The following is a 17,370-nucleotide window of genomic DNA, read 5'->3' as shown; positions in this document are numbered from 1 at the left end:
CGGCTACCCGGCCGGGGCGTCCGCAACCTGCCCGTACGGTCGGCCGCCGCGGGCTACTTCGGGTCGGCGCGGCGGAGGACGGCCGGGTCGGCGGCGGTGGGGTCGGGCTGGAGGTGGATGGCGCGGCGCAGGGGTTCCATGCGGCGGGGGAGGGGGTGCCAGCCGGGTTGGCCGGCCATGTCGGTGTTGAGGTCGTGGACGGCGCGGGCGTAGGCGCGGGCGAGGCCGCGGACGTGCAGGGGCAGGCCGGGGCGGGGGTGGCCGCTGGGGGCGACGCTGACCCACAGGGCGTCGGTGGTCCGGTTGTCGGGGCCGGGGGGCCGGGCGGGGTCGCGGAGGGTGAGGCGGTCGCGGGCGGTGAGCCAGTGGCGCAGGGCGGCGCGCGTGGCGGGGGAGAGGGTGATGGTCTCGGTGGTGGGCGGGGTGCGGGGGTCGCGGTGCTGGGGGAGGCGGGTGAGGCGGAGGGTGCCGCGGTGCGGGTCGACGTCGTGGGTGCGCAGGGCGCAGAGTTCGCCGGCGCGGCAGCCGGTGTCCAGGACGGTGGCGATCACGGCGAGGATGCGGGTGCGGGCGTCGCTCTGGCCGGGGCGGGTCGCGCTCTCCAGGTGGCCCAGCAGGATGCTGCGGGGGCGGGCGGTGACCGTCTCGCGGAGGGTGACGGGGGGCCGGTCGCGCTCGGGGAGGGTGAGGGGCAGGCCCGCCCGGGTGGCGAGGATGCGCAGGCAGTCCTCGCGCACCCGCATGGAGGCGGGAGAGGGCTGGTCGGGGCGGGCGGCGGGTTTGCGGCGCAGTAGGCCCTGTTCGGCGGCGGTGAGGTAGGCGGCGAGGGTGTCGGGGGCGAGGAGCGCGGCGGGGGAGGCGGCGGCCTCGGGCGGGATCGCGTCGCGTTCCAGGGCGGTGCGCAGCTCGCCGGCGACCCAGCGCAGCTGCTTGGCGCGGGAGGCGCCGGTGGGCGGTCGGCAGGCGCGGTCGACCAGGGCGTCCAGGGCCTCAAGGGAGGGGGCTGCTGCCGTCGGGACGTTCGCCATGGAGACCACCCTAGCGTCGGGGGCGGGAAGGAACATCAAATAACTGGCTTGAAGTATGATCATATATAAGGACCGGCGCCGTGGTGCCCTCCGCGATCCGCTCGCCCCTCCCGTGGTGGCCGTCCCTCGGCAGCCGGCGAGGGGGCCCGCTTGGCTCTGTTGACATAGGTATGCAGGGATATCTAATCTGGCGCGGTGTCCCCCTCCCGTGCCCGCGCCGAGCAGGCCGACTCCACCGCCGAGGCGCTGGTGTCGGTCCTGCCCGTGCTGAACCGGGTGTTGGAGCGGCAGGTCGCGCTGGACTTCCCGCACCCCGGCCTGCCCGAAGGGCAGCTGGCCCTGCTGCGGCTGGTCGAGGAGCGCGCGGGCGTCACGGTCCGCGACGCCGCCGAGGTCCTGCTGATGAAGCCGAACAACGTCAGCGCCCTGGTCACGCAGCTCACCGAGCAGGGACTGCTGGAGCGCCGGCGGGACGCCGGTGACAGGCGCGTCGCGCACCTGCACCCCACGCCGCTGGCCGCCTCGCGGCTGGCCGAGGCCCGGGCGATCAAGACCGCGCACCTGACGCGGCTGCTGGCCACGCTCACCGACGGGGAGCAGGACGCCCTCGGCTCGGCCCTCGGCGCCCTGAACTCGCTCGTCCGGCACCTCCACTCCGCCGGCTGACCCCTCGGCACCGCCCGCTCCCACCCGCCGAACCGGCGCACCCGGGCGGCTGCCGACGGCCCTCCGGCACGCGTCCGTGCCGTGCGCGCGGCCCGGCGCGACGTCTCCGTCAACTCCCCTCCAGACAAGGCACCTCCATGCCCTCCTCCACCCCGGTGGACCGCACCGCCCTGCCCGCACGGCCCCTGCCGCCCGGTACATCCGGCGGGCGGCGCGCCAACCCGTGGCTGACGCTGGTCGCCGTCGCGATCGGCCTGTTCATGGTCAACCTCGACGGGTCGGTGGTCTCGATCGCCAACCCGGAGATCGGCCGCGACCTGCACGCCTCCACCTCCGACCTGCAGTGGGTCACCAACGCCTACCTGCTGGCGATGGCCGCCGCGCTGATCCTCGGCGGCAAGCTCGGCGACCGGTTCGGCCGCCGCACCGTCTACCTGGTCGGCGTCGCCGGCTTCGTCCTCTCCTCGGTGCTGATCGGCCTGATCGGCTCGGTGAGCGGCGTCATCGCCTTCCGGGCCCTGCAGGGCCTGTTCGGCGCGCTGCTGATCCCCAACACGCTGGGCCTGCTGCGCGCGGTCTTCCCGCCGAAGCAGTTCGGCACCGCCGTCGGCCTGTGGGCGATGGTCGCGTCCTGCTCGACCGCGCTCGGCCCGATCGTCGGCGGCCTGCTGGTCGAGCACGTCAGCTGGGAGTCCGTCTTCTACGTCAACGTGCCCATCGGCATCGGCGCGCTGGTCTTCAGCCTGCTCGTCCTGCCGCAGAGCAAGGACTCCACCGGCCACCACCGCTTCGACCTGGTCGGCGTGCTCGTCCTCGCGCTCGGACTGGTCGCCCTGGTCTTCGGCGTGATCAAGGGCGAGAGCTGGGGCTGGAGTTCGCCCGGCACCCTCGGGGCCATCGCGGGCGGCCTGGCGCTGCTGGCGCTCTTCGCCCGGTACGAGACGCGGATCGCCCACCCGCTGCTGCCGATGCGGCTGTTCCGCAGCCCGGCGCTGACCATCGGCACCGTCGTCACCGCGATCAACTTCTTCGTGCTGCTCGGCGTGATCTTCTTCCTGATGCTCTACCTGCAGAACGTCCGCGGCCTCGGCCCGGTCGAGGTCGGCGTGCGCACCCTGCCGATGAGCCTGGCCTCCGTCGCCGCCGCCCCGCTCGGCGCCGCCCTGACCGGACGCTTCGGCGCCCGCCTGACCATGCCCGCCGGCATGCTGCTGGAGGCCGTCGCCGCGCTGTGGATGAGCACCTGGGACAGCCACTCCGCGTACGGGGCGATGTGGCCGCCGTTCGTCCTGATCGGCCTCGGCGTCGGCATGGTGATGTCCGCGTCCTCCGACGCCATCGTCGCCAACGCCCCCGTCCGCGACGGCGGCGTCGCCAGCGGCCTGCAGGCCACCGCCCTGCAGATCGGCGGCGCGCTGGGCACCTCCGTGCTGGTCTCGCTGGTCAGCGGCCGGGTCGGCGCCACCCTGGTACGGGAGTTGACCGGCGCGGGCGTGCCGGAACCCGCCGCCCAAGGCCTCGCCGCCGCGAAGGACGCCGTCGCCATGGGCATCGCCCCCGTCGACGCCACCACGCCCGCCCAGCTCAGGGCCGCCGTGATCGAAGGCAGCGGCAACGCCTTCATGAACGGCGTCCACACCGCCGTCCTGGTCACCGCCGCCCTCTGCGTCGTCGGCGCCCTCCTCGCCGCCGCCGGACTGCGCCGCGGCACCCCCGAACCGGACGACCGCTGAACGCCGCCGGGCGGTGGCCGACGGGAACCGGTTCCCGCACGCCCGAGACCTTTCCACGGGTCGGCGCGTGAATAGGTACGGGTCGACCACTCGGGCCGGCCCGGAAGGGGGAACGACATGCGACGGTGGACCACCGCGCTGGCCGCCGTGGTGCTCGCCGCGGGGGCGGCGGCGACCGCGGTCCCGGCGGCCTCGGCGGCCTCGGCCGCCACCAGCTGCTCGACCGCGTGGGGCAGCCTCGACCGGCAGGACCAGACGGTCCCGTACCAGCCGCAGGCGCTGGCGAACATCCGCACCGGTGCCCACGAGTGCTTCGACCGCCTGGTGATCGACGTCCCGGGCACCTCGCCGGAGAACCCGCTCGCCTACCGGGTGCACTACACGATCGGCACCACCATCTACCAGGCGGGCTCCGGCACCCCGATGACGCTGAACGGCGGCGCCGTCCTGGAGGTCGTCGTCGGCGCGACCGCCTACGACCCCACCACCTGGCAGAGGGTCTACCCGGCCCGGTCGGGCGACCCGCTCCCGGGCGTCGACCTCACCGGCTACCGCACCTTCGCGGACAGCCGCTTCGCCGGCAGCTTCGAGGGCGAGAGCCAGTTCGGCATCGGCGTCCGGGCCCGCCTGCCGTTCCAGGTCTTCCAGCTGGACGGCCGACTCGTCATCGACGTCGCCCACAGCTGGAACACCACCGGCTGACCCCGCGGGCACCCGACGGCGGACCGGAGCTCCGGCCCGCCGTCGGGCGCGGGCCACCCGGCCCGGCCCGTACACCGAACGGTGCAGCCGGGACCGCCGACCGCACCGGCCGGTGTACGGCCGGGTGTCCGCATCGGGACGACGCGGCCGCCCCAGCCCCCTCCGTAGGTTCTGGACCACGGGAACGACACCGAGGAGGACGGCATGACGGCGACGGACACGGCTCCGGCCACGGGGGCACGGGCCCCGCTCACCCTGGTCGGCGCCGGGGCCCTGGCGATGGCCGCGGTGGAGGCGCTCAACCCGGAGTACGACCTGGTGAGCGAGACCCTCAGCCGGTACGTGCACGGCACGGCCGGCTGGCTGCTCCCGGCGGCGCTGCTGGCCGTCGGCGCCGCCTCCGCCGCCCTGGTGGCGCGCCTCAGGACCGGTGCCGGTGCCGGGCCCCGGCGGGCGGGGCGGGCGGGGCGGGCCGCGCTCGCGGTGTGGACGGTGGGCGTCCTGGTCGCGGCGCTCTTCCCGGCGGACCCGCCCGGCCGCTGGAGCCGCCCCTCGCCCTCCGAACTCGTCCACGGCAACGCCGCCTTCCTCGCCTTCGCGGCCCTGCCGGCCGCCGCGCTGCTGCTCCGCGGGGTGCTCGCGGCCCGGCGGCCCGGCCTGCGGACGGCCCTGAACGTCCTGGCCGGGGCCTCGGCCGCGGCCACCGCGGTGCTCGCGGTCCTCCTGGTCGACGTGATGGACGGCGGCCCGTCGCTCGGGCTGGGCGGCGCCCCCACGCTCGTCGGTCTCGCCGAACGCCTGGTGCTGGCCGCGGACTTCGGGTGGGTCGCGCTCGCCCTGGCGGCGGCGGGCCCCCGCCCCGGGCGGAGGCGGGACCGTCGTGCATGATCGGCGCATGGAACAGACCGGCGTCCGTGCCCCGGCCGACCCCCGCACGGCCCGGCTCGTCGACGGCCTCCTCGCGGCGGGCACCGTCGCCGCCGTCCTGGCCGGCACCGTCCGGCTCGGCGGCCGGCTGGACGCCGCGGGCGCCCTGCCGCTCGCCCTGTGGCTGGGCGCGCTGCTCCTGGCCCGCCGCCGGTGGCCGCTCGCCGTGCTGCTGCTCGGCGTGCAGGCCATGGTCGTGTTCCGCACCGCCGGGCTCACCGACACGGGCTGGGTGTGGCCGGTGTCCGCCGCGTACGCCACCCTGGCCGCGGCGGACCGGCCCGGCCGCCCCGGCCTGCCGTGGGCGGTCGGCGCGGGCCTGGCCGAACTGGCCTTCGCCGGCGTCTGGGAGACGAGCGCCGGCGGCGCCACCCCGCGCGAGGCCCTCGGCTCGCTGGGCGCCGAGGCCCTCTGGCTCGCGGCGCTCCTCGCCGCCGCCACCGCCTACCGCGACCGGCTGCGCTGGCGCGCCGAACTCGACCAGCGCCTCCTGCGGGCCGCGCGGGAGCGGGACCTGGAGGCCGGCCGGCGGATCGCGGAGGCCCGCCTGGACATCGCCCGGGAACTGCACGACGTCGTCGGGCACACCCTCACCGTCGTCGGACTCCAACTCCGGGTCGCCGCCGAGGCCCTGGACGACTCCCCGGAGGAGGCCCGCGCCGCCCTCGGCACCGCGCAGCAGGTCCGCACCGAGGCCCTGCGGGACCTGCGCGCGCTCGTCCACGTGCTGCGCGCCCCGGGGGAGGCCCCGCAGGACCCCGCCGCCGGGGTCCCCGAGATCGCGGCGCTCGTCGACCGCGTGCGGTCCACCGGGCTGGACGTCCGGCTGGGGACGGCGGGCGACCTCGCCGCCGTCCCCGCGCCGGTCTCCCTCGCCGTCCACCGGATCGTCCAGGAGGCCCTCACCAACACGGTCCGCCACGCGCGGGCGTCCCGGGCCGAGGTCGACGTCCGGTGCGGCGGCGGCCGGGTGGAGGTGAGCGTTACCGACGACGGCCGGGCACCGGCCCGGCCCCCGGGGACGGCCGGGCACGGGGTGCGCGGGATGGAGGAACGGGTCCGGGCGCTCGGCGGGGACTTCTCCGCCGGACCGCGCGGGAGCGGCGAGGGGGACGGGTGGCTGGTGCGGGCCGCCATTCCCGTGCCAGGCTTCCGCCCGTGACGATCAAGGTGCTCCTCGCCGACGACCAGGCCCTGGTGCGGGCGGGATTCGGCAGTCTCCTCGCCCGCGCCGAGGACATCGAGGTGGTCGGCGAGGCGGGCACCGGCGACGAGGCGGTCCGCACCGCCCGCGCCGTCCGCCCCGACGTCGTCCTCATGGACATCCGGATGCCCGGCACCGACGGCCTCACCGCCACCCGGACCATCGTCGACGACCCCGCACTGGCGGACTGCCGCGTCATCGTCCTCACCACCTTCGAGACCGACGAGTACGTCTTCGCGGCCCTGCGCGCGGGCGCGAGCGGCTTCCTCACCAAGGAGACCGAGCCGGACGACCTGCGCCAGGCCGTCCGCGCGGTCGCGGCCGGCGACGCGCTGCTCTCACCTGGCGCGACCCGACGGGTGATCGAGCAGTTCGCCCACCGCCCGGCCGCCCCCACCGACACCGCCGAACGGCTCGCCGTGCTCACCGCGCGGGAACGCGAAGTGACCCGCCTGATCGCGACCGGCCTGTCCAACGACCAGATCGCCGCCCGGCTCGTCATCAGCCCGCTCACCGCCAAGACCCACGTCACCCGCGCGATCGCCAAGCTCGGCGTCCGCGACCGCGCCCAACTGGTCATCCTCGCCTACGAGACGGGCCTGGTCCTCGCCGGCGGCCGGTGACGCCCGGGGCGGCGACCACGGCCCCGGCGGGTCCGCACGCAGCGCCGCGTGACGCGGCGTCGTGCACGCGAGGCGTCCGTGCCGGGGGCCCGCCGGCCCACCGGTCCACCGCCGGAACGCGGCGGGGCGGTTCCCGGGCGCCGTCCCTTACCGGTCGGTGACGTCACCGGCCGGTCGCGCCGTTTCCGGGCCGGGCGTGGGTAGCGTCGGCCGGTATGAGGATCCTGGTGACGGGCGGGGCCGGTTTCATCGGCTCCGCCGTGGTCGGCGCGCTGCTCGCGGACGGCCACGAGGTACGGGTGCTGGACGCGTTGCTGCCCGCGGTGCACCCCTCGGGGCTGCCGTCGGCGGTGCCGGCGGGCGCGGAGTTCCGGCACGCCGACGTGCGGGACGCGGCGGCGGTGGAGGCCGCGCTGGAGGGTGTGACGGCGGTCTGCCACCAGGCGGCGATGGTCGGCCTCGGCGTGGACCTGGACGACGCCCCCGCGTACGCCGGGTGCAACGACCTGGGCACGGCGGTGCTGCTGGCGGCGATGGCCCGGCGCGGGGTGCGGGACCTGGTGCTGGCCGGGTCGATGGTGGTCTACGGCGAGGGCGCGTACCGCTGCGGCGCGCACGGGCCGGTCGCCCCCGGGCCGCGCCGGGCCGCCGAGCTGGACGCGGGCCGCTTCGAGCCGCCGTGCCCGGTGTGCGGCGAGCCGCTGCTGCCCGGGCTGGTGGGCGAGGACGCCCCGGCCGACCCGCGCAACGTGTACGCGGCGACGAAGCTGGCGCAGGAGCACCTGGCGTCCGCCTGGGCGCGGGCCTGCGGCGGACGGGTCCTGACGCTGCGCTACCACAACGTGTACGGGCCGGGGATGCCCCGGGACACCCCGTACGCGGGAGTGGCCTCGCTGTTCCGCTCGGCGCTGGCGCGCGGCGAGGCCCCGCGGGTGTTCGAGGACGGCGGCCAGCGCCGCGACTTCGTCCACGTCGCGGACGTGGCCGCGGCCAACGCGGCGGCCCTGGCCGCCCTGGCCGACCGTCCGGCGGGCAGCGTGCGGGCGTACAACGTGGGCAGCGGCGAGGTCCGCACGGTCGGGGACATGGCGCGGGCGCTGGCCACGGCCTCCGGCGGTCCGGCCCCGGTGGTGACGGGCGAGTACCGGCTGGGCGACGTCCGGCACGTGACCGCGGACTCGGCGCGGCTGCGCGCGGAGCTCGACTGGCGGCCCCGGGTGGCCTTCGACACCGGAACGGCCGAGTTCGCGGCGGCCCCGCAGCGCACCTGACGGCCGGTCGGCCGCGCCGGGGACGGCGACGCCTCCCCGACGCCGCCCGCCGGTCCCGTCCCCGTGCCGTCAGGCCCGTCGGGCCGCCGGGAGGGTGATCTCGAAGCAGCAGCCGCCGTCGACGTTGCGGACGCGGGCCCGGCCGTCGTGGGCCTCCACGATGCCGCGGACGATGGCGAGGCCGAGGCCGGCGCCGCTGTCGGCCGCGTCCGGTGCTCCGGAGGTGGGACGGGGGGTGCGGGCGGGGGTGCCGCGCCAGCCGGTTTCGAAGACGCGGGGCAGGTCGGGTTCGGGGATGCCGCCGCAGCCGTCGGTGACGGCGAGCACGACGGCGTCGTCCTCCCGGCGGGTGGAGACGGCGACGACGCCGTCCGGCGGGGTGGCGCGGATCGCGTTGACCAGCAGGTTGCCGATCACCCGGGTGATCTCCCGGGGGTCGGCCTCGACCGGGGCGGGTTCGACGCGGCCCTCCAGGCGCACGCCGCGCTGCCGGGCCAGCGGGTGCGCGCCGGCCAGCGCGTCGTCGACCAGGTCGTGCAGGGAGACCCGGGAGAGGGTGAGGGAGAGCGCCCCGGCCTGGATCCGGGAGAGTTCGAACAGGTCGTCGACCATGCCGGTGAGCCGCTCCACCTCGGTGCGGATCCGGGTGAGGTAGCGTTCGGGCCGTTCGGCGACGCCGTCCTCCAGGGCCTCGGCCATCGCGCGCAGGCCGGCCAGCGGGGTGCGCAGGTCGTGCGAGATCCAGGCGATGAGTTCGCGCCGGGAGGCGTCCAGGGCCCGTTCGCGGTCCCGGGATTCGGCGAGCCGGGCGCTGGTGGCGGCGAGTTCGGCGCTGACGGCGGCCAGTTCCCGTCCGAGCGGCCGGTCCGGCGGGGTGAACCCGGCGTCGCCGCCGACGGTGCGGGCGGCCGCCGCCAGCGCCCGGCCGCCCGCGGTGACCTGGCGGCCCAGCAGCGCGGCGGTGAGCAGCGCGACCACCGAGGCCATCGCCAGGACGGTGACGACCACGCCGAGGTCGTGGGGGGAGAGGAACATCGCCTGGGCGACCGCGAGCGTGCCGGAGGTGACGGCGAGGACGCTGACCCCGGCGACGGCGAACAGGGTGAGCGCCAGCGAGCGGCGGCGCAGCACGCGCAGCGCGGCCAGGCCGAGCAGTCCGGCGGCGGCGGCGCCGAGCGCGGCGAACAGGGCGATCAGCAGCAGGTCCTTCACGCCGCACCGCCCCGGGCCCCGGCGGCCGGGTCGTAGCGGTAGCCGACGCCCCAGACGGTGCTGATCAGTTCGGGCGCGCCGGGGTCGTCCTCGATCTTCTCGCGCAGGCGGCGGACGTGGACGGTGACGGTCGACAGGTCGCCGAAGTCCCAGCCCCAGACGCGCTGCATCAGCTCCTGCCGGGAGAACACCGTCCCGGGGTGCCGCAGGAGGAACGCGAGCAGGTCGAACTCGCGGCTGGTGAGGGCCAGTTCGCGGTCGGCCCGGTGGGCGCGGCGGGCCCGCGGGTCGAGGGCCAGGTCGCCGGAGCGCAGCGGGCCCGCCGGGACGGCCGTCGCGGCGGTGCGGGCCCGGCGCAGGATCGACTGGACGCGCAGGACGAGTTCGCGCGGGCTGAACGGCTTGGTGACGTAGTCGTCGGCGCCGAGTTCGAGGCCGAGGACGCGGTCGGCCTCGTCGCCCCTGGCGGTGAGCAGCACCACCGGCAGGTCGGGGCGGTCGGGGCGGGCGCGCAGGCGGCGCAGCACTTCGAGGCCGTCGAGGCCGGGCAGCATCAGGTCGAGGACGAGCAGGTCGGGGCGGTGGCGTTCGGCCAGGTCGAGTCCGCGCTGCCCGTCCTCGGCCCGGTCGACCAGGTGGCCGGCCCGGGTGAGGTAGCCGGCCACGACCTCGCCGACGGTCGGGTCGTCGTCGACGACCAGGATGCGGGCGGGCTCCGGCGGTCCGGCGGGGGCGGGCACGGGGGCGGGGCTGGGGTTCACCCGCCCGAGGATACGAGCGCGGGACGGTCGGCGGCGCCGGTCCGGCCCGCGCCCGGGCCCACGTTCGGGTTCCGTAAGATCCGCTGCCCGCCGCTCGGGCGGGTGTTGCCGGGCGGGTGCGCCGTACGACTTCCGTAAGGGCGCGGCTCGGCCGCGGCGGGGCCGGGCGTGGCTAGCGTGGCGCCCGTGACTCCTCCTCCTCCTCTTCTCCCGTCCTCGGTGGACGTGGTGCTGCCCTGCCTGGACGAGGCGCGGGCGCTGCCCTGGGTGCTGGGCCGGGTGCCGGCCGGCTGGCGGGCGATCGTGGTCGACAACGGCTCGCGGGACGGCTCGGCGCGGATCGCGGCCGAGCTGGGCGCGACGGTGGTGGCGGAGCCGCGCCGGGGCTTCGGCGCGGCCTGCCACGCCGGGCTGCTGGCGGCCGACGCCGAGCTGGTGTGCTTCCTGGACTGCGACGGGTCGCTGGACCCCGCGCAACTGCCCCGGGTGGTCGGCCCGGTGGCGGCGGGGACGGCCGACCTGGTGCTGGGACGGCGGCGGCCCACCTCGCCCGGGGCGTGGCCGCCGCACGCCCGGCTGGCGAACCTGGTGCTGGCCCGACGGCTGCGCGCGCTGACCGGCGCCGACCTGCACGACCTCGGGCCGATGCGGGCGGCGCGCCGGGAGCGCCTGCTGGCCCTCGGGCTGGGCGACCGGCGCTCGGGCTACCCGCTGGAGGCGGTGCTGTCCGCGTCGGCCGCCGGGATGCGGATCGCCGAGGTGCCGGTCGACTACCGTCCGCGGGCGGGCCGTTCGAAGGTGACCGGGACGGTGCGCGGCACCCGGCAGGCGGTGCGCGACATGCGCGCCGTGCTCGCGGCCCCGCCGCCGACCCTGCTGGTGATCGCCAAGGCGCCGGTGCCCGGCCGGGTGAAGACCCGGCTGACCCCGGCGTTCACCCCCGGGCAGGCCGCCGACCTGGCCGAGGCCGCGCTCGCCGACACCCTGGCCGCGCTCGCCCTCGTCCCGGCCGGCCGGCGCCTGCTGGTCCTGGACGGCGCCCCGGGCCGCTGGCTGCCGCCGGGCTGGGAGGTCGTCCCGCAGGGCACGGGCGGCCTGGACCGCCGACTCGCCGCCGCCTTCGCCCACGCCGCCCGGCTCGCCCCGCACGCCCCCGCGCTGCTGGTCGGCATGGACACCCCGCAGCTCGACCCGGCCGCCCTCGCCGCACCGCTGTCGGCGGCCGAACGCCCGGGCGTCGACGCCTGGTTCGGGCCCGCCGAGGACGGCGGTTTCTGGGCCCTCGGCCTGGCCCGCCCGGACGCCCGCCGCGCCGCCCGGCTGCTGCACGGCGTCCCGATGTCGACCGCCGACACCGGCCGCCACGTCCTGGACCGGCTGGCGGTGAACGGCCTGACGGTCCGCCGGCTGCCCGCCCTGCTGGACGTGGACGGGCCGCAGGACGCCGCCCGGGTCGCCGCGCTGGCACCCGGCACCCGCTTCGCCGCCCGGCTGCGGGAGTTCGCGGCCGCCCCCGGAGCGACCCGGTGAGCCGTACCGTGCCGCAGGACCGCACCCCGGCCCCGGCCGCCGCCGAACCCTGGGTCGACGACCCGTTCGGGCGGGCGGTGCGGGCCGGGCGGGGCCCGCTGTGGCTGCGCCGGGCGGACGGGACGCGGCTGGCGCTGGAGGTGGAGCGCTGGTGCGCGCCGGCCGCCGGGGCGGACCACGGGCTGGTGCTGCGCTGCCTGGACCTGCCCGCGCCGGTGCTGGACCTGGGCTGCGGGCCCGGCCGGCTGGTGGCCGCGCTGCTGGCGGCGGGCGTCCCCGCGCTCGGGGTGGACGTCTGCGCGGCCTCCGTGGCGCACACCGCCCGGCTGGGCGCCCTCGCGCTGCGCCGCTCGGTGTTCGACCGGCTGCCCGCCGAGGGCCGCTGGGGCGGCGTGCTGCTGGCCGACGGCAACCTCGGCATCGGCGGCGCCCCGGCCGCCCTGCTGGCCCGCTCCGCCGCACTGCTCGCCCCCAGCGGCCTGCTGCTGGTGGAGACCGCGGCGCACGAGGTGGACGAGGTGGCGGACGTCCGGGTCGAGGGCCCGGACGGCGCCGGCCCGCCGTTCCGCTGGGCCCGCTGCGGACCCGCCGCGACGCTGCGGCACGCCGGAGCCGCCGGCCTGGCGCCGGCCGAGCACTGGCGGTCGCACGGCCGTTCCTTCCTCGCCCTGCACCGTCCCTGACCGTCAGTCAGTCCGGCTCCGCCCATTGCGGGTGTTCCCGCTCGGACGGCGGTGCCGGTGCGTCGTTCCGCTGGGTGCGCTGCGGGTCGGCCGCGACGCTGCGCGCGCCCGGGCGGTCGGTCCTTCCTCGCCCTGCACCGTCCCTGACGCCCGTCAGTCCGGTTCCGCCTACTGCGGGTGCTCCCGTTCGGGCGACGGCGCCGGTGCGTCGTTCCGCTGGGCGTGCTGCGGGTCGGCCGCGACGCTGCGCGCGCCCGGGCGGCCGCTCCTTCCTCGTCCTGGAACGCCTCTGACGGACTGTCAGTCCGGTTCCGTCCACTGCGGGTGCTCCCGTTCGGCCCATGCCCGGTCGACGGCGCCGGTGCGCATGCCGAGGCGCGCCTCCGGGTCCTGGTGGGCCATCCGCAGGTGGCCGAGGACCACCACGGCGACCGCGAACGCGAACCAGTCGTGGACGAAGGTCGCGCCGGTGCGCCACCCGGTGGGCAGGAGGGCGGTGAACCACATCGGCAAGCCGGTGCCGAGCAGCACCAGCATCGTGCCGAGCGTCCACTGCGCGTACAGCTTCTGCCCGGCGTTGAACTTCCCGGCCGGCCGGGGCCCGACCCGGCGGCGGCGCACGGTGCGCAGCCAGGTGCGGTCGGCGGCGGTGAACCGGCCGAGCCGGGTGGCGTCGCGGCGCATCGCCCGGGTGGCCAGCGCCAGCAGCAGCGGGATGGGCAGCAGCAGGCCGCTCCACTCGTGCACGGTGGCCAGCAGCCTTCGGCGGCCCACGAGTTGGGACAGCGGCGGCAGGTAGAGGCAGGCCGCGGTGGCCAGGCAGGTGAGCATCAGGACGGCGGTGGCGCGGTGGGCCCGGCGCTGCGCGGGCGTGAAGCGGGGGCGGCGGTCAGCCGGTGGGTGCATCGTCGCGTCCGTTCGATCGGCCGACCCAGGCGTCCACGTCGTAGCCGAGCCGTTCCCAGTAGCCGGGGCGGACGGTGTCGGTGACGGTGATCGAGGACAGCCACTTGGCGGACTTGTAGAAGTACATGGGGGCGACGTACAGGCGCGCCGGGCCGCCGTGGGCGTGGCCGATCGGGGCGTCCTGCATCCGCAGGGCCACCAGGACGTCGTCGCGCCGGGCCTGCTCCAGCGTCAGGCTCTCGGTGTAGGCCCCGTCGAAGCAGCCGAAGCTCACCGCCCGGCCCTCCGGCCGGACCCCGGCGGCATCCAGCAGCGCGGCCAGCGGGACGCCCTCGAACGGGGTCGCGGGGACCCGCCAGCCGGTGACGCACTGCACGTCGTGGACCAGGCGGCGCTGCGGCAGGGCCCGCAGGTCGGCCAGCCGCAGGGTGGCGGGCCGCTCCACCAGGCCGTCGACGGTGAGGGTGTAGTCGGCCTCACCGCGTTCGGGCACCGAGGCGGTCACCGAGTAGTACCGGAAGCCGCCCCCGCCCGGCAGCAGCCCGCTCAGCCCGGTCGGGTCGTTGCGCACCACGGTGTCCTGGGCGCGCTGCAGCCAGGGCCCGGCCGCGACCCCGGCGGCGCCGAGGCCGAGCAGTCCGAGCACCACCCGGCGGCCGACCGGGGTGCCGCGGGTCTCGTCGTCGTTGTCGTCCACGGGGTGATTCGACCAGCCGGAGCGGCCGTTGCCCAGGGGCGCGGGCGAGCCGTCAGACTTCCGTCATCTGCGCGCGCGGCACCCGGACCCGCCGGGCGGCCCCCAGCACCACCACCGACAGGGCCGCGCCGTAGGCGAGTCGCTGCACCCCGCTGCCGCCCGCCAGGTACAGCAGCTGCCCGGCCGCGGGCACCGCCAGCCACTCCCACCGGCCGTCCAGCGCCACCAGCGCCACCACCAGCAGCCCGTACCAGGGGTAGGCGGGAGCGGCCAGCAGCAGTGCCCCGCCGGTCACCAGCAGCGCGCCCCGCCACGGCCGCGCCGGATCGCCGCACCGCAGCACCCGCCACACCAGCGCGGCGAGCACCACCGCCCCGGCCCACGGCACGAGCCGGTCGGGCAGCACCAGGCGCAGCAGCCCGAACCGCTCCAGGCCGCCCTGCCGGTACCCCTCCTCGCGCAGGTAGCCGGGCAGGTAGCCGAGCACCCCGGCCCCCGAGGCCACCACGTACGGCAGGTAGCACAGGACGAACATCCCGGCGGCCGCCGCGAGCGGGCCCAGCCCGGCCCGGACCGGACACCGGGACAGCACGCCCGACAGCGCCCCCGGCAGGGCCAGCGCGGGCAGCAGCTTCACCGCCGCCGCCGCGCCCAGCGCCGCCCCGCCCGCCGCCGGCCGCCCGCGGACCGCCCAGCCCAGGCCGACCACCAGGAGCAGCGCGCCCAGGGCGTCGACGTGCGCGTCGTTGACCGCCCACACCGACACCCCCGGGCACCAGGCCCACAGCGCGACCCGCCGCCGCCCGCCCGTCACGGCCAGCAGCGCCCCGGTGGTCGCCACCGCCAGCACCGCCCCGGCCGCCTGCGCGACCCGCGCGCCGTCACCGAACGGGCGCTGGACGAGGAACCACGCCTGGGCCAGCGGCGGGTAGGCCGTGTGCACGCCGGGCCGGTTGATCCGGGTGCAGGCCCCGTCGGCGGTGCGCCGCTCGTCCCACCCCGCGCAGCCGTCGCCGACCGGGAACCGGCCCGCGTCGCGCAGCCGCGCCAGCGCCGGGTCCTCGGGAACGTGCGCGTACGGGGAGACGCCCGCCGCCTGCACCTTCCCGTCCCAGCCGTACCGGTAGGCGTCGTCACTGGTCCGCGGCGGCGCCAGCAGCCCGACCGCGGCGACCAGCACGCCGCCGGCCAGCACCAGCCGCGCCACCCGCCGCCGCGGCACCCGGCGCAGCGCGAGCAGGGACAGGGCGAACAGGGCGGCGTCGGCGGCGTACCAGCCGTACAGCGGGAGCCGGTTGCCGAGGGTGCCCCCGGTGGTGAAGGTCAGCGCGAGGCAGCCGGCCAGGGCGGCGACGGCGAGGACGCAGAGCGGGACGGGGCGTGCGGTCACCGGCCCACCCTCGCACCGGCGGGCGCCCGGGCGGCCTCGGCACGGTGCGCCGTCCGGGTTCCGTAAGGACTCCGGCCCGCTCCCGCGCCGCTGCGCCGCCGTTCGGATTCCGTAAGCACGTCGCAGCGCCGCCCCGGCCGCCGGGCGCGCTTCGATGGGCCCGTGGACCCCGACTCCTTCCCCGCCCGGCGGCACGCCGACCCGCCGCCGCCCGCCGCACCCGCCCCGCCCGCCGTGCTGCGGCGCGGTCCGCTGCGCCCCGGCGCGTTCCGCTCCGCCGCGCACGAGCCGCGCACCGCGGTGGTGCTCGGCCGGTGGCTGGGTGCGGCGCTGCTGCTGTGCTTCGCCACCGGCCTGGTCAGCCACCTGCTCCAGGACCCGCCGCCCTGGCTGGCGGGCCGGCTGCCGTCCCGCCCGGTGGACGGCTACCGGGTCACCCAGGGCCTGCACGTGATCGCCGGCCTGGCCGCGATCCCGCTGGCGGGCGCGAAGCTGTGGACGGTGTACCCGCGGCTGTTCGCCTGGCCGCCGGTGCGCGGCGTCCCGCACCTGCTGGAGCGGCTGTCGATCGCGCTGCTGGTCGCGGCGGTGCTGCTGGAGCTGTTCACCGGCCTGCTGAACACCCTGCAGTGGTACCCGTGGCCGTTCCCGTTCCGGCAGACCCACTACTGGACGGCGTGGACGGCCGTCGGCGCGCTGCTGGTCCACCTCGCCGTCAAGGCACCGGAGATCGCCGCGCACTGGCGCCGCGCCGACTCCGTCCCGCTGCCCGCGCGGCGGGCCGTGCTCGCGGCGACGGCCGCCGCCGTCGGCGCGGTCACCCTCACCACCGCGGGCCAGTCCGTGCCCGGGCTGCGCGGCCTCGACCTGTTCGCCCCGCGCCGCCCCGGCACCCGCCCCGGCACCGGCACCCTCCCCGTCAACCGCACCGCCGCGCAGGCCGGCACCGCCGCCGTCCCCGCCGACTGGCGGCTGACCGTCGACGGCCCGGCCCGCTACCGGATCGGCCTCGCCGAGCTGCGCGCCCTGCCGCAGGCCACCGCCGACCTGCCGATCGCCTGCGTCGAGGGCTGGAGCGCCGACGCCCGCTGGACCGGCGTGCGCCTGGCCGACCTGCTGCGCCGGGCCGGGATCCCGGCCGGCTCGGCGGTGCGGATCACCTCGCTGGAGGCCGAGGGCCCGTACCGGGTGACCGAGATGCCCGCCGGGTACGCCGACGACCCGCTGACCCTGCTCGCCCTCGCGCTCGACGGCCGCCCGCTGACGCCCGACCACGGCTTCCCGGCGCGGATCGTCGCGCCGAACCGGCCCGGGGTGCTGCAGACCAAGTGGGTCGCCCGGATCGAGGCGGTCTGAGGTGCGGATCCTGCGCGCCGCCCTCCTGCTCGGCGGCCTCGCCCTGCTCGCCTGCGGCCTGCTGGGCCTGCTGACCGACCCGTACGTCACCGGCCCGTCCGGCGTCCTGCTGTGGGCGGCGGGGCTGGTGGTGCTGCACGACGGGCTGTGGCTGCCGCTGGTGTGCGCGCTCGGCGCGGCCGCGACCGGCCGGCCGGTGCTGCGCGGCTGGCTGGTGGTCGCGGCCGCCGTGAGCGCGGTGGCCGTCCCCGCGGTGCTGCGGGCCGGGGACGACCACGGCAACCCGACTCTGCTGCCGCTGCCCTACCTGCGGAACTGGCTGCTGTTCCTCGCGGTGACCGCCGTCGCGGCCGCCCTCCTCGCGCTCGTCCGGCGGGCCGTCAGGAGGGCCGGGGAGGTCAGGAGGGCACCCCGGCGAGACCGGTGACCAGTCCGTCCAGGGCGTGGGAGCAGGGGCAGTCGCGGGTGGTGGGGAGGGTTTCGAGGGTGGTGAGCAGGACGGTGCGCAGGCGGTCGAGGTTGTGGGCGAAGACGTGGAGTACTTCGGTGTGGGTGACGCCCTGGCCGGTCTCGACGCCGGCGTCGTGGTCGGTGACCAGGGCCAGGGAGGTGTAGCAGAGGGCGAGTTCGCGGGCGAGGACGGCTTCGGGGTGGCCGGTCATGCCGACGGCGGACCAGCCG

18 protein-coding genes and 1 pseudogene are annotated in these 17,370 nt (G+C 77.7%); 12 read left to right on the top strand and 7 right to left on the bottom strand.

The genetic code is table 11. The features are described from left to right. Positions 1-53: 53 nt before the first annotated feature. Positions 54-1,028, bottom strand: coding sequence for a site-specific integrase (locus ACZ3J7_RS14865; protein WP_465620592.1), 975 nt, complete (start codon positions 1,026-1,028; stop codon positions 54-56). Between the two features lie 195 nt (positions 1,029-1,223). Between ACZ3J7_RS14865 and ACZ3J7_RS14860 the strand changes: the two genes are divergently transcribed. From ACZ3J7_RS14860 to ACZ3J7_RS14830, 7 genes are all read left to right on the top strand, one after another. Continuing rightward, a complete protein-coding gene (locus tag ACZ3J7_RS14860; protein ID WP_465620590.1) occupies positions 1,224-1,694 on the top strand; it encodes a MarR family winged helix-turn-helix transcriptional regulator in 471 nt (156 codons plus the stop codon). 137 nt (positions 1,695-1,831) lie between these two features. Beyond that, positions 1,832-3,427 (top strand): MFS transporter, encoded by a 1,596-nt coding sequence (locus ACZ3J7_RS14855; protein WP_465620588.1) that lies wholly within the window; start codon positions 1,832-1,834, stop codon positions 3,425-3,427. 117 nt (positions 3,428-3,544) lie between these two features. Beyond that, a complete protein-coding gene (locus tag ACZ3J7_RS14850; RefSeq protein WP_465620586.1) occupies positions 3,545-4,129 on the top strand; it encodes an AMIN-like domain-containing (lipo)protein in 585 nt (194 codons plus the stop codon). 204 nt (positions 4,130-4,333) lie between these two features. Then, entirely contained in the window at positions 4,334-5,017 is a 684-nt protein-coding gene (locus tag ACZ3J7_RS14845; RefSeq protein WP_465620584.1) for a DUF998 domain-containing protein, read from the top strand. A gap of 7 nt (positions 5,018-5,024) precedes the next feature. Continuing rightward, positions 5,025-6,218 carry a sensor histidine kinase gene (locus ACZ3J7_RS14840; RefSeq protein ID WP_465620582.1) on the top strand — a complete coding sequence of 398 codons (1,194 nt, stop codon included), beginning with the start codon at positions 5,025-5,027 and terminating at the stop codon, positions 6,216-6,218. Beyond that, positions 6,215-6,883, top strand: coding sequence for a response regulator transcription factor (locus ACZ3J7_RS14835; RefSeq protein ID WP_465620580.1), 669 nt, complete (start codon positions 6,215-6,217; stop codon positions 6,881-6,883). Before ACZ3J7_RS14840 ends, ACZ3J7_RS14835 begins: the two co-directional genes overlap by 4 nt. Before the next feature lie 215 nt (positions 6,884-7,098). After that, positions 7,099-8,154, top strand: coding sequence for an NAD-dependent epimerase/dehydratase family protein (locus tag ACZ3J7_RS14830; RefSeq protein ID WP_465620578.1), 1,056 nt, complete (start codon positions 7,099-7,101; stop codon positions 8,152-8,154). A 69-nt stretch (positions 8,155-8,223) separates the two neighbouring features. Here ACZ3J7_RS14830 and ACZ3J7_RS14825 read toward each other — a convergent pair whose 3' ends face one another. Together ACZ3J7_RS14825 and ACZ3J7_RS14820 are read right to left on the bottom strand one after the other, a co-directional pair. Continuing rightward, entirely contained in the window at positions 8,224-9,366 is a 1,143-nt protein-coding gene (locus ACZ3J7_RS14825) for a sensor histidine kinase (protein WP_465620576.1), read from the bottom strand. Then, complete coding sequence (locus ACZ3J7_RS14820) at positions 9,363-10,127, bottom strand: response regulator transcription factor (protein WP_465620574.1); 765 nt, start codon at positions 10,125-10,127, stop codon at positions 9,363-9,365. Before ACZ3J7_RS14820 ends, ACZ3J7_RS14825 begins: the two co-directional genes overlap by 4 nt. A gap of 219 nt (positions 10,128-10,346) precedes the next feature. On the opposite strand from ACZ3J7_RS14820, the pseudogene ACZ3J7_RS14815 reads away from it, so the two are divergent. From ACZ3J7_RS14815 to ACZ3J7_RS14805, 3 genes and pseudogenes are all read left to right on the top strand, one after another. Then, positions 10,347-11,003 (top strand): annotated as a pseudogene (locus ACZ3J7_RS14815) (glycosyltransferase family 2 protein); the annotation flags it as partial. Beyond that, positions 10,977-11,657 (top strand): TIGR04282 family arsenosugar biosynthesis glycosyltransferase, encoded by a 681-nt coding sequence (locus ACZ3J7_RS14810; protein ID WP_465621100.1) that lies wholly within the window; start codon positions 10,977-10,979, stop codon positions 11,655-11,657. The pseudogene ACZ3J7_RS14815 and the gene ACZ3J7_RS14810, both read left to right, overlap by 27 nt. Continuing rightward, positions 11,654-12,340 carry a methyltransferase domain-containing protein gene (locus ACZ3J7_RS14805; protein ID WP_465620572.1) on the top strand — a complete coding sequence of 229 codons (687 nt, stop codon included), beginning with the start codon at positions 11,654-11,656 and terminating at the stop codon, positions 12,338-12,340. Before ACZ3J7_RS14810 ends, ACZ3J7_RS14805 begins: the two co-directional genes overlap by 4 nt. A 300-nt stretch (positions 12,341-12,640) precedes the next feature. Here ACZ3J7_RS14805 and ACZ3J7_RS14800 read toward each other — a convergent pair whose 3' ends face one another. Genes ACZ3J7_RS14800 through ACZ3J7_RS14790 form a run of 3 tightly spaced genes read right to left on the bottom strand, consistent with a single transcriptional unit; the run spans position 12,641 to position 15,333 of the window. Next, the gene (locus ACZ3J7_RS14800; RefSeq protein WP_465620571.1) at positions 12,641-13,246 is read right to left on the bottom strand and encodes a cytochrome b/b6 domain-containing protein; all 606 of its coding nucleotides are present in this window, start codon (positions 13,244-13,246) and stop codon (positions 12,641-12,643) included. Beyond that, positions 13,230-13,943: a molybdopterin-dependent oxidoreductase gene (locus ACZ3J7_RS14795; protein WP_465620569.1), complete on the bottom strand. Its 714-nt coding sequence runs from the start codon at positions 13,941-13,943 to the stop codon at positions 13,230-13,232. The genes ACZ3J7_RS14800 and ACZ3J7_RS14795 overlap by 17 nt, the downstream gene beginning before the upstream one ends. Before the next feature lie 52 nt (positions 13,944-13,995). Next, positions 13,996-15,333 carry a hypothetical protein gene (locus ACZ3J7_RS14790; RefSeq protein ID WP_465620567.1) on the bottom strand — a complete coding sequence of 446 codons (1,338 nt, stop codon included), beginning with the start codon at positions 15,331-15,333 and terminating at the stop codon, positions 13,996-13,998. 234 nt (positions 15,334-15,567) lie between these two features. Here ACZ3J7_RS14790 and ACZ3J7_RS14785 point away from each other — a divergent pair, with 234 nt between their 5' ends. Both ACZ3J7_RS14785 and ACZ3J7_RS14780 read left to right on the top strand, forming a co-directional pair. Further along, positions 15,568-16,689, top strand: a complete 1,122-nt coding sequence (locus ACZ3J7_RS14785) for a molybdopterin-dependent oxidoreductase (protein WP_465621098.1) — start codon at positions 15,568-15,570, stop codon at positions 16,687-16,689. Position 16,690: 1 nt separating this feature from the next. Then, positions 16,691-17,116, top strand: a complete 426-nt coding sequence (locus tag ACZ3J7_RS14780) for a hypothetical protein (RefSeq protein ID WP_465620565.1) — start codon at positions 16,691-16,693, stop codon at positions 17,114-17,116. On the opposite strand, the gene ACZ3J7_RS14775 is transcribed toward ACZ3J7_RS14780, so the two are convergent. Beyond that, positions 17,088-17,370: phosphorylase family protein (locus ACZ3J7_RS14775; protein ID WP_465620563.1), on the bottom strand; the 283-nt coding region annotated here is incomplete at its 5' end. The genes ACZ3J7_RS14780 and ACZ3J7_RS14775 overlap by 29 nt on opposite strands.

It is taken from the genome of Kitasatospora sp. NPDC015121 (assembly GCF_055562955.1).
This window is presented reverse-complemented; position numbering and strand designations above follow the sequence as displayed.